Origin of the sequence: Streptomyces sp. HUAS 31 (genome assembly GCF_028198125.1) — a bacterium.
In the GTDB taxonomy this organism is placed as follows: Bacteria; Actinomycetota; Actinomycetes; order Streptomycetales; family Streptomycetaceae; genus Streptomyces; species Streptomyces chartreusis.
In genome coordinates this window covers 7,169,052-7,183,454 of the sequence record NZ_CP116353.1, presented here as the reverse complement: position 1 = coordinate 7,183,454, position 14,403 = coordinate 7,169,052, and the positions used below count along the sequence as shown (strand labels likewise).

Sequence of the window (14,403 nt, the reverse complement as noted above, 5' to 3'; positions counted from 1 at the left end):
GGACTGCAACTCAACGGTCCCGCCGACGCGCGGACCGCAGGCCACAAGGGCCTGCCTGGGGGGAGGAACGGGACATGAGAGTCAGCGTTTTCGGGCTCGGCTACGTGGGCTGTGTGTCGGCCGCGTGCCTGGCCGGCATGGGCCACGAGGTCATCGGGGTCGACGTGAACCAGGTGAAGGTCGACCTGGTCAACGACGGCAAGGCCCCGGTGGTCGAGGAGCGGATCGGCGAGCTCATCGCCGACGTCGTACGGACCGGAGCATTACGAGCCACGGTCGACGTCCGTGAGGCGATCATGGACAGCGAGGTGTCGCTGGTCTGTGTGGGCACGCCGTCGGAACCCAACGGCAGCCTGTGCACCACCTACTTGGAGCGGGTCACCGAGCAGATCGGCGCGGCCCTTGCCGAACGCGGCGGGCGGCACACCGTCGTGTTCCGCAGCACCATGCTCCCGGGCACCTGCCTGAACCTGCTGGTGCCGATCCTGGAGAAGTCCGTCGGCGGCACGGCCGGCGTGGACATCGGGGTCGCGGTCAACCCGGAGTTCCTCCGCGAGGGCACCAGCGTGAAGGACTTCTTCGACCCGCCCAAGACCGTCGTCGGCGAGCTCGACGCGGCGAGCGGCGACACGGTGCTGGCGCTGTACGAGGGCCTGCCCGGCGAGGTGTTCCGAGTGCCGATCCCGACGGCCGAGGCGATCAAGTACGCCGACAACGCCTTCCACGGCCTCAAGATCGGCTTCGCGAACGAGCTGGGCGCGGTGTGCCAGGCGCTCGGGGTGGACTCGCACCAGGTGATGGACGTGTTCCTGGCCGACCGCAAGCTGAACATAAGCCCCGCCTATCTGCGCCCCGGCTTCGCCTTCGGCGGGTCCTGCCTGCCCAAGGACCTGCGCAGCCTGGTCCACGCGGCACAGCGGGCCGACGTCTCGGTGCCCATCCTCTCCCATGTGCTGCCCTCCAACTCCGACCATCTGCAACGCGCGGTGGAGCTGGTCGAGCGCACCGGCAAACGCCGGATCGGCATGTTCGGGCTGTCCTTCAAACCCGGCACCGACGACCTCCGCGAGAGCCCGCTCGTGGAGCTGGCGGAGCGGCTCCACGGCAAGGGGTACGACCTGCGGATCCACGACGCCAACGTGAGCCTGTCCCGGCTGCTCGGCGCGAACCGCGAGTACATCGAGACCCGGCTGCCGCACCTCGCGCAACTGCTCGCGGACTCCGTCGAGGACGTGCTCGAGCACGCCGAGGTGTGTCTGGTCGGGACCAAGGACCCGGCCGTCCTTGCCGCGCTGCCGCATGGCGGCGGCCCGGTGATCGTCGACCTCATCCACCTTCCCGACGCCGACACGCGCCGGACCGAACCGGGGTACATAGGCCTTGCTTGGTAACGCAGTCAGCGGTGAGGGGTCGGGCCGGCGCGCGCTGATCCTGGTGGAGAACCTGTCGGTGCCGTTCGACCGGCGGGTGTGGCAGGAGTGCACGACGCTGCGCGACGCGGGCTGGGAGGTGCACGTCATCTGCCCCCGGGGGGAGAAGCGGGACACGGAGCCGGAGGCGTTGATCGACGGGGTGCGGATCCACCGCTACCCGTTGCGCGCCGCCACCGGCGGACCGGCCGGCTACCTGCGGGAGTACGGATCGGCCCTGTGGCACACGGCACGGCTGGCCCGCAAGGTCGGCCCGGTCCATGTGGTCCACGCCTGCAACCCGCCCGACCTGCTGTTCCTGGCGGCACGGTGGCTCAGGCGGCGCGGTGCGCGGTTCGTCTTCGACCAGCACGACCTGGTGCCCGAGCTGTATCTCTCCCGGTTCGGCCGCGGCAAGGACCTGCTCTACCGCGCCGTGTGCGCGCTGGAACGGCGGACCTACCGGGCAGCCGACATCGTGCTCGCCACGAACGAGAGCTACCGGGACGTCGCGATCAGCCGGGGCGGCCGACGCCCCGAGGACGTCTTCGTGGTGCGCAGCGCGCCCCAGGTCGACCGGTTCCAACCGGTGCCGCCCGAGCCGGAGTTGAAGCGCGGCAAGCCTCATCTGCTGTGCTACCTGGGCGTCATGGGCCCCCAGGACGGCGTCGACTACGCCCTGCGCGCCCTTGCGAAGCTGCGCGACGAGCTGGGGCGGACCGACTGGCACGCGGTGTTCGTCGGCGCGGGCGACGCCTTCGACGCGATGGTGGAACTGTCCCGGCAGCTCGGACTGTCGGACCAGGTGCAGTTCACCGGGCGCATACCGGACGCCGACCTGGTGCGGTACCTGTCCACCGCGGACGTGTGCCTGTCCCCCGACCCGCGCAATCCGCTCAACGACGTGTCGACGATGAACAAGGTCCTGGAGTACATGGCGATGGGCCGGCCGATCGTCTCGTTCGACCTGAAGGAGGCGCGCGTCTCCGCAGGTGACGCCGCCGTCTACGCGCCCGCCAACGACGAGGACCGGTTCGCCGACCTCATCTCGGAGTTGCTGGACGACCCGGACCGGCGGGTCCGGATGGGCAAGGTCGGCCAGGAGCGGATCACCGGCCGGCTCTCCTGGGAGAACTCGCAGGCGTCACTGCTCGCCGCCTACGCAGCCGCGTGCCGTGACCGCACTCAGGTTTCGGCGGGCGGCCCGGTCCGCACAGGGAAGAGGCAGCGGCGTTGAGCGAAGACACGATCCGCCTGGTCACCGTCGGGCGGATACTCCGGCGCAGGTGGCGGCTTCTCGCCGTCCTCGCCGTGGCGGGCGCACTCGTCGGCTACGGCACCTCGCTGGTGTTCCCACCGCGTTACACCGCTTCGGCATCGGTACTGCTGCCGGGGCAGTGGGAGGAGCGCGAGCTGCTGACCCAGGTCGACATCGTCACCAGTTCGACGGTGGTCGACCGCGCGGCAGCCGACCTCGGCTGGACCGGCCTCAGCAGCGACGAGCTGCGGGACCGGGTGAGCGCCAAGGCGTCCGACGGAAACATCATCAAGATCTCCGGTACGGCCGACACCCCGAAGCACGCGCAACAGCTGTCGGACCGGGTGGCCCAGCAGTTCGTCGCGTTCGCCGAGCGGATCGCGGGCGGCGGCACCGACTCCGAGGCGGCCACGGGACCCGAGGCGCTGCGGCAGCAGGTGGAGGAGACGAACCGCCGTATCAGCGACCTCGCCGACGCGGCCGATCCGGGGCGGACCGTGGAGAGCGTCCAGGCCCGCACCATGCTCGAGAAACTGCGCACCTCGCTGGAAGAGGCCATGACGAAGCTCGACGAGGCCGACCCGGCGAACAACAAGGCGGGCCTGGTCGTGATGGGCCCGGCGGCCCGGCCGACCGGCGAGGCACCGCCGACACGGGTGCAGCTCGTCGTCGCCGGCGCCGTGCTGTTCCTCCTGCTCGCGGTCGTCGGCCATCTCGTCGCCGCACGGATGAACCGCCGGCTGCGCACCGAGCAGGAGGTCGCCGCGACACTTGGCTCGGCGCTGCTCGGCACCGTCGACGTGCCCGACGACCCGCGTACGCGGCGACCGGAGGGCGGAGGTTCCAGGGCCCGGATCCGAAGGCTCCTCGGCACCGACACCCGGTGGGACCTGCCGGCCCCGCTGAAGTCGGGTGACGAGAGCGGCCGGCGGATCCGATACGGCCGGGTGTGCGCCCGTGTCCGGGAGTTGCTGCCGGCCCCCAGGCTGCTGCTGGTCGTCGTACCGGACGACGACGAGATCGCCCGCCGCGCCGCCGGGCAGCTCGTCGCCGAGGCCAAGGGCGATCCGCTGCTGCGGGTGGTGGAGGTCTCGGTGGACCGGCCGATGGTGCCGGACCGCGACACCGAGTCCGGTGCCCTGGTGGTGCTCGGCGCGGGCAGCCGGACCGCGGAGGAACTGGCCGGCATCGCCGAGGCGTGCGCGGACGGCAGGCACGAGGTCGTCGGGGTCGTCGTCGCCGAGCCGGTCCGGGCCCGCCCCGCGCGATCCGCCGCCGATCCGCCGGACGAAGCCGCTCCCGCACTCGCGGTGCGCGGCCACGCGACGGGAGGTCCGGCATGACGACCGGCACGGTTTCGGAGTCGTCGGCGGCCGGTCCGCTCATCGACCTGCAAGGGCTGGTGGTGGCGGTGCGCAGGCGCCGCCGCCTGTGGTGCACCATGGCGCTCCTCGGCCTGCTGGCCGGGGCGGCGGTGGCGGTCGTGCTGCCGCCGCCACCGAGCGCGGTGACCAAGGTGCTGGTCTCGCACGAGGACGACCAGCCGAACGACACCGGCACGCTGATCCGCACCGACGTCGCGCTGCTGCAGACCACGCGCGTCGCCGACATGGCCCTGCGGTCCCTGAAGTCCCCGGAGAAGACCGAGGACTTCATGCGGGACTACCGGGGTACCGGCCTGACCAACAACCTGCTCCAGATCGACGTGACCGGTGACAGCGACGCGGAGGCGGTGGCCCGGGCCAAGGCGCTGGCCGAGGCGTTCGTGACGGACCATGTGCGGCGGATGCGGCAGTCCGCGCAGGCCGAGGCCAAGGCCCTGCTCGACCAGCGCGACCGCATGCAGGACGAGCTCGACGAGGTCAACAAGGCCATCGGCGACCGCTCCCCGGAGAGCGACCCGAGGGCGTCGGCGAGCATCGAGTCGCTCTTCGCCCGTCGCGCCGAACTCAACTCCCGGATAGCCGACTTCGACCAGCGCGCCGCGGACGCGCGCACCGGCACGCCCAAGGTCATCGCCGGCACGCAGATCGTGGACGCCCCGCGCGCGGTGCGGCAATCCCTGCCCAAGGCGGTCGCCACCGACTCCGCGATCGGGCTCGTACTCGGACTCGTCCTCGGGCTCGCGCTGGCCGCGGTCGGCACGGTGGTGGCGGACCGTCCCGTGCTGCGCCGGGACATCGCGGCGAACCTGGGCGCCTCGGTCATCGCGGAACTGCCCCGCCGCTCGGGCAGGCTGTGGCAGCGCCGCCGGACCCGAGCCGCACGCGAACGGCTCACCGGGACCCTGGCCCGCACGGTACGCGGCTCCACGGAACCGCTGTCGCTGCTGGAACTGGGCTGTGCGCGCGGCACGAGCGTGCTCGCCCTGAACGTCGCGAGGGCACTGGGGCAGGAGGGGCCGGTGGTCGTCGTCGACGGTCTGCCGGGCCCGCAGCTCTCCGGCCGCCGTCCGAAGCCGGGAGATCCCACGGTGGTCAGCGGCGAGCAGGCCGCGGCCGGGTCGCCGCAGGAGCGCCGGATCGGCGTCGGCTCGGTCGCGCCGGGCACGGCCTGGACCGACCTCCAGTACCTCGGCACCCGGACCGTGCTGGTCGTGCGAGCCGGGCACGGCAGCGCCGCCTGGCTCCACACCGTGGCGCGGCAACTCGCGGACCAGCACATTCCGGTGATCGGTGTGGTGCTCATCGACCCGGATCCGCGTGACCGGACGGACGGCACGCTGTGGGACGGGCTGAACATCGCGCTGCGCGGCCGGAACGAGCGGCTCGCCCGGCAGAGCGGTGGGGGTGCCTCCCACGCCGTTCAGGCAGTGGGGGACGGCCGGCCGCGCACGGATCGGCAGCCGATGTGGGCCACACGGGTCCCGGACAGCAACCAGGAGGCGCGGTAGTACATGTGTGGCATCGCAGGCACCTACCGGTGGCCGGACGGGAAGGCCGTGACCGACCGGCTCACCGAGACCCTCGCCCACCGCGGACCCGACGGGGCGGGCCGGTACAGCCACCCCGTCGGTGACGGCGAGGTGTACCTCGGGCACCGCCGGCTGGCCATCATCGACCTGTCCGCGACCGGCGCCCAGCCGATGGTCTCGGACGGCCTCGCCCTGACGTACAACGGCGAGCTGTACAACGCGCCGGAGCTGCGCGCCGAGCTGGCCGCCGCCGGGGTGCGCTTCCGCGGCACCTCCGACACCGAGGTGCTCCTGGAGGCGTGGCGGCGCTGGGGCACGGACTGTCTGCCCCGGCTGCGCGGCATGTTCGCGTTCGGGATCTTCGACGAGCGCACCGGTGAACTGGTGCTCGCCCGCGACCAGTTGGGCATCAAGCCGCTGTTCCTGCTGCGGCGCGGCGAAGGCATGGTGTTCGCCTCCGAGCTCAAGGCGCTCGCCGCCGCCGGCGGATCGCTGGAGGTGGACCAGGCGGCACTGGTGGCCTCGCTGCTGTACTACTGGGTGCCGGACTCGCGGTGCGCGTTCCGCGAGGCGGAGAAGCTGCCGCCGGGGAGCTGGCTCAGGTGCCGGCCCGACGGCCGGGTGGAGCGCGGCACGTTCTGGAGCCTGAAGGACGTCGCCGCCGAGGGCCTGGAGCGGGCCCGCAGCGGCGAGCTGCCGGACCTGAACGCGGTCGTCGAGGAGTCGACCCGGCGCCACCTGCTCTCCGACGTACCCGTGGCGACGTTCCTCTCCGGCGGTCTCGACTCCAGCTATCTGACGGCCCTCGCGGCCCGCCATCAGCCCGGGATCTCCGCCTACACGATCGGGTTCCGCGCCGAGGACGCCAAGTTCGAGGCGATGCCGGACGATCTGCGCTACGCCCGGCAGGTCGCCGAGCGGTTCGGTGTCGACCTGCACGAGATCGAGATCGCCCCGAACGTGCTCGATCTGCTGCCGCAGATGACGTACTCCCTGGACGAGCCGATCGGCGACCCCGCCGCCATCAACACCTTCCTGATCTGCTCGGCCGCCCGGGAGGCCGGGGTGAAGGTGATGCTCTCGGGGATGGGTGCCGACGAGCTGTTCGCCGGGTACCGCAAGCACCTGGCCAACCTGCTCGCGCTGCGCTACCAGCGCGTCCCGCGGACGCTGCGGCGCGGGGTGTCCGCTCTCGTGGACCGGCTGCCGGTCGCGACGAGCCGCCGGGGGTACCGGTCGGTGCGCTTCGCCAAACGGTTCCTTTCCTTCGCCGATCTGCCGGAGGAGACCGCGTTCCGGCGCAGCTACACCATGTACGACCAGGAGGAACTGCTCGACCTGGTCGATCCGGATCTGGCCGGGACGGTCGAGGACGTGCTGACCGAGCACGCGGACGTCTACCGGGACAACGACCTCGACGACTTCGTCAACCGTATGTGCCTGACGGACGCCCGGATGTTCCTGCCGGGCCTGAACCTCACGTACACGGACCGCTCCAGCATGGCCGCGTCGACCGAGGTGCGGGTGCCGTACGTGGACGTCGAGGTGGTCAAGGCGGCGTTCGCATTCCCCGGCGACCGGAAGATCGCCGGGCGGCAGGGCAAGGCCGTCCTCAAGGAGGCGGCCACCTCGATCCTGCCCCGGGAGATCGTGTACCGGCCCAAGGGCCTGTTCAGCGCGCCGCTGCGGGCCTGGATGAGCCGGGATCTGGCACCGCTGGTGCGTGAGGTGATCCACGACGGCGAGCTGGTCAGGTCAGGGCTGCTGCGCCGCGACGCGCTGGCGCGGATGGCCGCCGAGGACGCCGCGGGGCAGCGGGACTTCTCCAAGCATCTGTGGCATGTGCTGACCCTCGAGTACTGGTATCGCGACGCGACCTCTGGGTCCGGCCAGAGCACTCGGTTAACGGCTTAGGAATCAGAGGAGTTCGGGTGAAGCAGGTTGTACAGAACTACAAGAGCGGCGAGCTGGCGGTGCTCGACGTGCCGGAGCCGGGGTGCAAGCCGGGCGGGGTGCTGGTCCGCACCGCGTACTCGCTGATATCCACCGGGACCGAGATGATGAAGGTGTCCGAGGCCGGCATGTCGATGCTGGGCAAGGCCCGCTCCCGCCCGGACCAGGTGGCCAAGGTCATGCAGAGCGTGGCCACCAACGGGGTGCCCGCCACCTACCGCAAGGTGATGGGCAAGCTGGACTCCTACACGCCGCTGGGCTACTCGCTGTGCGGTGTGGTCGAGCAGGTCGGCGCCGGGATCGACGACGTGAAGGTCGGCGACCTCGTGGCCTGCGCGGGCAACGAGCACGCGCTGCACGCCGAGCTGAACTGGGTGCCGAAGAACCTCTACACCCCGGTGCCGGACGGCCTCGCGCCGCGGCACGCGGCCTTCGGGACCGTCGGGTCGATCGCGATGCAGGGCGTCCGCCAGGGCGAGCCGCAGCTCGGCGAAGTGGCCCTGGTCATCGGCCTCGGGCTGATCGGGCAGCTGGTGGTGCAGCTCCTCAACGCCTCGGGCGTCCGTGTCGTCGGCGTCGACCCGGACCCGGCGCGCTGCGAGCTGGCCGAGCGGCTGGGCGCCGCGGCCTGCGGCGATCCCGAGTCCGCGGCCGTGGAGGCCGCCGTCGCCGAACTCACCGACGGGCACGGCGTGGACCAGGTGTATCTGGCCGCGGGCGGTGGCAGCAATCAGCCCGTCGAGCTGGCCGCGCGGCTGTGCCGGGACCGCGGCCGGGTCGTCGACATCGGCAAGTGCCGCCTGGACCTGCCGTGGAACGCGTACTACGAGAAGGAGCTCGACGTCCGGTTCTCCCGCAGCTACGGCCCCGGGCGCTACGACCCGGAGTACGAGCTTCAGGGGCGCGACTACCCGATCGGCTATGTGCGCTGGACCGAGCGCCGGAACCTGGCGTGCTTCCTCGACCTCGTCGCCCGCGGCCGAGTCGACGTGGAGCCGCTGGTCTCGCACATCGCCGACTTCGACGACGCCGTCGAGACGTACCGGAGTCTGAAGGACGGCGACCTGAAGGCCGTGGCGGTGCTGTTCCGGTACCCCGAGCAGGAGGATCGGGCCGAGGCCCCGGCGGTGGCCGTGCCCGCGGTGAACGTGAAGCCGATTCCGGCCCGGGCCGCGAGCAGGCCGGTGCGCCTCGCGTTCGTCGGCGCCGGCAACTACGCGACGTCGATGCTGCTGCCGCACCTGGCCAGGCGTGACGGCGTCGAGCTGTCCACGGTCGTCACCACGACGGCACTGTCCGGGGCCAACGCGCAGCGCAAGTTCGGCTTCGCCGAGGCGACCACCGATCTCGACGCGGTGCTCGGCGACAAGTCCATCGACGCGGTGTTCGTGGTCACCCGCCACAGCTCGCACGCCGACCTGACCCGACAGGCGCTGCTGGCCGGCAAGGCCGTGTTCGTGGAGAAGCCGCTGGCGCTCACCGAGGACGACCTGGCGGGTGTGCTCGCGGCGGTGGAGGAGTCCGGCAACGACCGGCTCCAGGTCGGCTTCAACCGCCGGTTCGCGCCGCTGCTGACCGAGGCCAAGGAGCGGTTCGGCGCCCGGACCGGTCCCGCGAGCCTGCGCTACCTCGTCAACGCGGGCCGGCTCCAGCACGGCAGCTGGTACCTCCAGCAGGGCACCGAGGGCTCGCGGTTCGAGGGCGAGGGCGGACACTTCATCGACACGGCGAGCTGGCTCCTCGAAGCCGACCCGGTGTCGGTGTACGCGGTCGCCCCGGCCGGCAACGAGGACCTCCAGGTCGTGCTGCGCTACCCGGACGGGTCCACCGCCACCATCAGCTACGTCACCACCGGCGCGCCCGGCTTCCCCAAGGAGACGCTGGACCTGGTCGCGGACGGCAAGGTGCTGCGGCTCGACGACTTCGTCCGCGCCTCGGTGTACGCCCGTAAGAGGTGGGTCAGTTCGCGGCTGCCCAAGGCCCGGGACAAGGGCCAGAACGCCGAACTGGCCGCGTTCGTCAAGGCCGTGCGGACCGGCGGGCCGATGCCGGTGCCGCTTCAGTCGTTGGTCGCGACCACGTCGGCCACCCTCGCCGTGCAGGCCGGCCTGGCCGCCGGTGCGCCGGTGACGTTGGCGAGGGCCCTGTGAGCATGAGCGCGGGCTGGTACCTGCGGCGCCTGTCCCGGATGGGGCCGCGGGAGATCGGCGGCCGGGCGGGCGACGCGGTGCGCAGACGGCGGTGGCGCTCGTCGCTGCCGGACAGCCCGGGCGTGAGCGGCGCCCGGTTCACGGCGGTGCTGCCCGCGGGGACGACGGCCGCGGTGCCGCCGGACGCCGCGAAACGTCTCATCGCCGAGGCGGACCGGCTGATGGCCGGGCACGCCGAGTTCTTCGGGGTGGTCCGCGACGACCTGGTCGACCCGGACTGGTGCCACGACCCGAAGACGGGGCGCCGGGCGCCGTGGGGCTACGCCTTCGACGTGCCGTACCGCAGCGAGGACACGGTCGGGGACATCAAGCAGATCTGGGAGCCGTCCCGGCATCAGTACCTCACCGTCCTCGCCGCGGCCTACGCGGTCACCGGGGACGAGCGGTACGCCGAGCGTGTCGCCGAGCACCTGCGGTCGTGGTGGGCGGCCAACGCGCCGCTGCGCGGAGTGCACTGGATCAGCGGCATCGAGCTGGGGATACGGCTGCTGTCCTGGGTGTGGATCCGCCGGCTCCTCGAAGGCTGGCCGGGCGCGGCCGGGCTGTTCGAGGACAACCCGGTGGCGCTGGACCAGATCTGGCACCACCAGCGCTGGCTGGCCGCGTTCCCCAGCCGGGGGTCGTCGGCGAACAACCATGTCATCGCGGAGGCCGCCGGGCAGTTCGCCGCGGCCTGCGCCTTCGGCTGGTTCCCCTCCTCGGCGCGTTGGCGGGCCGACGCGCTGCGGTCGCTGGAGCGGCATCTGCGGGCCAACACCTTCGGATCCGGCCTCAACCGTGAGCTGGCCACCGAGTACCACGGGCTGGTGCTGGAGCTCGGCCTGGCCGCGGTGGCCGAGGCGGACGCGGCGGGCGTGCCGGTACCGGCGCCCGTGCGGCTGGTCCTGCTGCGGATGACCGACGCGCTCGCGGCCGTCGTGGACAGCCGGTTGCGGCCCCCGCGCCAGGGCGACGCGGACGACGGTCACGGTCTGATCGTGGACGGCGCCGGCACCGACCGCTGGGCCTCGCTGCTGGCCACCGGGGACGCCGTGTTCGGCCGGCTCGCCTGGTGGCCGGAGGTGACCGGCGGCGATGTACGCACCCCGCTGCTGGCCGCGCTCATACGACCCGGCGCCATCGAAGCCACGCGCCCGGCGAGCCGGCCGGCTCATTTCGCCGACGCGGGCATGACCGTCCTGCGCGGGCCGGAGGAGATCTGGTGCCGCTGCGACGGGGGTCCGCACGGGTTCCTGTCCATCGCCGCCCACGCCCACGCGGACGCGCTGTCCGTGGAGGTCCGGCACGACGGCGTCGACGTGCTCGCCGACCCGGGGACGTACTGCTACCACGGGCAGCCCGAGTGGCGGCGGTACTTCCGCTCCACCCTCGGCCACAACACCCTGCAGCTGGACGGCGACGACCAGTCCGTCTCCGGCGGCCCGTTCCTGTGGACCCGGCATGCCCGCAGCCGCGTCCTGGTCGCGGACACGTCCGAGAAGGACGTGGCCCGCTGGTGTGCCGAACACGACGGCTACCAGGGCTCCGTGCACCGCCGCCGGGTGGAACTCACCGCCGCGAGCAGGGAGTTGAGGATCGTCGACGAGGTGCGGGGCCCGAACCGGTCCGTGCGGCTGGCGTTTCACCTCGGCCCGGCGATCACCGCGGAGCTGGTGGGCAGCCGGGCCGTCCTCACCTGGACCCGGGACGGCGAGGAGCGCTCCGCGGTGCTCGACCTGCCCGGGCAGCTGAGCTGGCGGGCACACCGCGGCGAGAGCGACCCGCCGCTGGGCTGGTACTCCGCCGGATTCGGGCGCAAGGAGCCCGCCACCACGCTGGTCGGCACCGGCTCCACCGACGGCACGGAGGGCTTCGTCACCGTGCTCGGGTTCGGCAGCCAGGGGTGAACGTGAGGATCAACAGGCGGCACTGGGCGTCGGTGGCGGCACCGGCGGCTCTCGCCCTGCTGGCGGTGACCGGCTGCGACAGCACGTCGGACGCCGGGGCGAAGCCGGCCGCCACGCCGTCGCCCACGCCCGTGGCCCGGGTGTGCGCCCAGCCCGGGGCCGGGCCGGCGAAGGCACCGGCGGGCGCGGTGACCGTCGACCCCAAGGTCGTCGGCGACCTGGCGGCGAAGACCAGGAGCAACCCCCCGAACACCACGTTCTGGCTCCGGCCGGGCAAGCACAGGCTCGACCCGGACCGCTACGCCCAGGTCATCCCCAAGGAGGGGAACCGCTACCTCGGCGCGCCGGGCGCGGTGCTCGACGGCCGCAAGAAGAACCAGTACGCGTTCGGCGGCAGCGCCCGCCACGTCACCATCGGCCATCTGACCGTGCAGCGCTTCGTCGCGCCGCCGGACGAGGGCGTGGTCAACCACGACTCGGCCGACGGGTGGGTGATCGAGCACGCCACGATCCAGGACAACTCCGGTGCCGGACTGATGGCAGGCGCCCACCAGCAGGTCCGCGCCAGCTGTCTGCGCGGCAACGGCCAGTACGGCATGAACGCGTACAAGGGCGGCGGCCGTATCAGCGGCCTGGTGGTCGAGGGCAACGAGATCGTCGGCAACAACACCGACGACTGGGAGCGGCGCAGGGAAGGCTGCGGCTGCACCGGAGGCATCAAGTTCTGGGCCGTCGACGGCGCCGACGTACGCGGCAACTGGGTGCACGACAACCGCGGAACCGGGTTGTGGGCGGACACCAACAACAACGACTTCCGCATCGAGAACAACGTGCTCGAGGACAACGACGGTGCCGCCCTGATCTACGAGACCAGCTACAACGCCGTCATCAGGGGCAACACGATCCGGCGGAACAACTGGGTCGAGGGCCGCAGGCAGGCCGAGCGCGGGGACAACTTCCCCTTCGCGACCGTCTACCTGTCCGAGTCCGGCGGCGAGCCACGGATCAAGGCCCGCACCGACAAGATCGAGATCTACCGGAACGTACTGGAGAACAACTGGTCCGGGATCACCCTGTGGGAGAACGCCGACCGCTTCTGCAACAGCCCGGCCAACACCTCCTCCGGTGACTGCACCTTGCTGGTCAAGGACACCGACCGCTGCGCGGAGCCGGCGATCGCCAAGGCACCGCTGTACGCCGACTGCCGGTGGAAGACCCAGCGCGTCGACATCCACGACAACCGCTTCGTGCTGGACAAGTCGGTCGTCAAGTGCGCGGCGAAGTGCGACCGCATGGCCGTCCTCGCCAACTACGGCACCTATCCGGACTGGTCGCCGTACCAGGGCGAGCGGGTCTCCGAGGCGATCACCCGCAAGCAGCACAACCGCTGGCACGACAACGTCTACGTCGGACCGTGGACGTTCGTCGCCCACGACCCGAGCCAGGTGCTCGACTTCGGGCGCTGGCAGGCCACGCCGTACCGGCAGGACGCGGGCAGCACCTTGCGCGCACGGGATGGTGGTTGAGATGGCCGGAGATCGCACACCGAAGATCGTCGGGACGGTCTGGGGGCTGCTGGTCCTCAACACGCTCGGCTCCGCCGGGGCGAAGACCATCGTGCCGCTGCCCCGTTCGCTGATCCAGATGGTCACCATGGGCGCGCTGGTCGCCGCGTTCACGCTGGCGCTCACCGTCAATCTCAAGCTGCGCATCCGAGCCAGTGCGTACGTGTCCCTGCTCACCCTGCTCCTGGTGACGAGCGTGATCTCCAGCGCCAATCTGGAGTCCGGGTTCGGTGCGCTGTTCCGGTGCGCCCGGCTCGCGCTCTTCGTCGGCACGCTGTGGCTGCTCAGCCGCTGGTGGGACGGCAGTACGGCGTTCGTACGGCATCACATCCGGATGTACTTCGCGGTGCTCGGGCTGGTGGCCGCCGGCCTGGTCATCTCGCCGGGCGCGGCCCTGCCCGACCTCTACGGCGGACGGCTGGTCGGCGCGCTGTGGCCGCTCACGCCACCGCAGATCGGACAGTACGCCGCGGTGATCATCGGGCTCACCGTGCTGCTCCTGCTGGGCCGTCGCACCGACCGGAAGGGCGCGGCGGTGGTCATCGTGCCCTCGCTCGTCCTGCTCGCGCTGACCCATACCCGCACGGCCACGCTCGGCCTCGTCATCGGGCTGACGTTGGCGATCGGGTCGCTCATCCTGACCAGCGCCGCCGCCCGCCGCTTCTTCACGTGGGCGGTGGTGTGCGCCACGGTGGCCGCGGTGGGGTTCGCCTCCGTGCTCCAGGCGTGGTTCCTGCGCGGGCAGAGCAAGGAGAACTTCTCCAGCCTGACCGGCCGGGCCAAGGTCTGGGACGCCCTGCTGGCCGAACCCCGGTCGACCGGGGAGACGTTGTTCGGCATGGGCCTGGGCGACAAGTCGTTCGGCGGGCTGCCGATCGACAACAGCTGGCTGGCCGTCTACCAGGAGCAGGGGCTGATCGGCGTCTCCCTCGTGGCGGCGATCGTCATCGGCCTCGGCGGCATCGCGTTGCTGCGGCCGCCCTCGCTGGAGCGGGCCTGCGCGATCTTCCTGATCAGCTACTGCGCGATGGCGTCGTACACCGAGGCGGGCCTGGGCGACGCCTCGCCGTATCTGCTGCATCTGGCGCTGGCCGCCTCGCTGCTCGCGGCGCCCGCGCCCGTGCCCGTGCCCGAGGCGCCTCTCATGACGCCCGAAGCCCCTCGACGACGCGTCCCGCAGTGGGCCCGGAGAACGGAGGTGATCTGAG

The 14,403-nt window shown here is 71.9% G+C and carries 9 protein-coding genes; all 9 read left to right on the top strand.

The annotated features are described in order from the left end of the window. Window positions 1-74: 74 nt before the first annotated feature. Genes PGH47_RS32010 through PGH47_RS31970 form a run of 9 tightly spaced genes read left to right on the top strand, consistent with a single transcriptional unit; the run spans window position 75 to window position 14,402 of the window. Complete coding sequence (locus tag PGH47_RS32010) at window positions 75-1,391, top strand: nucleotide sugar dehydrogenase (RefSeq protein WP_271666256.1); 1,317 nt, start codon at window positions 75-77, stop codon at window positions 1,389-1,391. After that, on the top strand, window positions 1,381-2,646 hold the full coding sequence (locus PGH47_RS32005) for a glycosyltransferase family 4 protein (RefSeq protein ID WP_271666255.1): 1,266 nt from the start codon (window positions 1,381-1,383) through the stop codon (window positions 2,644-2,646). Before PGH47_RS32010 ends, PGH47_RS32005 begins: the two co-directional genes overlap by 11 nt. Beyond that, window positions 2,643-4,010 carry a Wzz/FepE/Etk N-terminal domain-containing protein gene (locus PGH47_RS32000; protein ID WP_271666254.1) on the top strand — a complete coding sequence of 456 codons (1,368 nt, stop codon included), beginning with the start codon at window positions 2,643-2,645 and terminating at the stop codon, window positions 4,008-4,010. Before PGH47_RS32005 ends, PGH47_RS32000 begins: the two co-directional genes overlap by 4 nt. Continuing rightward, the gene (locus PGH47_RS31995) at window positions 4,007-5,560 is read left to right on the top strand and encodes a Wzz/FepE/Etk N-terminal domain-containing protein (protein WP_271666253.1); all 1,554 of its coding nucleotides are present in this window, start codon (window positions 4,007-4,009) and stop codon (window positions 5,558-5,560) included. Before PGH47_RS32000 ends, PGH47_RS31995 begins: the two co-directional genes overlap by 4 nt. A gap of 3 nt (window positions 5,561-5,563) precedes the next feature. Beyond that, the gene (asnB, locus tag PGH47_RS31990) at window positions 5,564-7,495 is read left to right on the top strand and encodes an asparagine synthase (glutamine-hydrolyzing) (RefSeq protein ID WP_271666252.1); all 1,932 of its coding nucleotides are present in this window, start codon (window positions 5,564-5,566) and stop codon (window positions 7,493-7,495) included. Window positions 7,496-7,512: 17 nt separating this feature from the next. After that, on the top strand, window positions 7,513-9,684 hold the full coding sequence (locus PGH47_RS31985; RefSeq protein WP_271666251.1) for a bi-domain-containing oxidoreductase: 2,172 nt from the start codon (window positions 7,513-7,515) through the stop codon (window positions 9,682-9,684). A gap of 2 nt (window positions 9,685-9,686) precedes the next feature. Beyond that, window positions 9,687-11,630 carry a heparinase II/III family protein gene (locus tag PGH47_RS31980; RefSeq protein WP_271666250.1) on the top strand — a complete coding sequence of 648 codons (1,944 nt, stop codon included), beginning with the start codon at window positions 9,687-9,689 and terminating at the stop codon, window positions 11,628-11,630. A 2-nt stretch (window positions 11,631-11,632) separates the two neighbouring features. Further along, the gene (locus PGH47_RS31975) at window positions 11,633-13,156 is read left to right on the top strand and encodes a right-handed parallel beta-helix repeat-containing protein (RefSeq protein ID WP_271666249.1); all 1,524 of its coding nucleotides are present in this window, start codon (window positions 11,633-11,635) and stop codon (window positions 13,154-13,156) included. Window position 13,157: 1 nt separating this feature from the next. Beyond that, entirely contained in the window at window positions 13,158-14,402 is a 1,245-nt protein-coding gene (locus PGH47_RS31970; protein WP_271666248.1) for an O-antigen ligase domain-containing protein, read from the top strand. Window position 14,403: the final 1 nt, after the last annotated feature.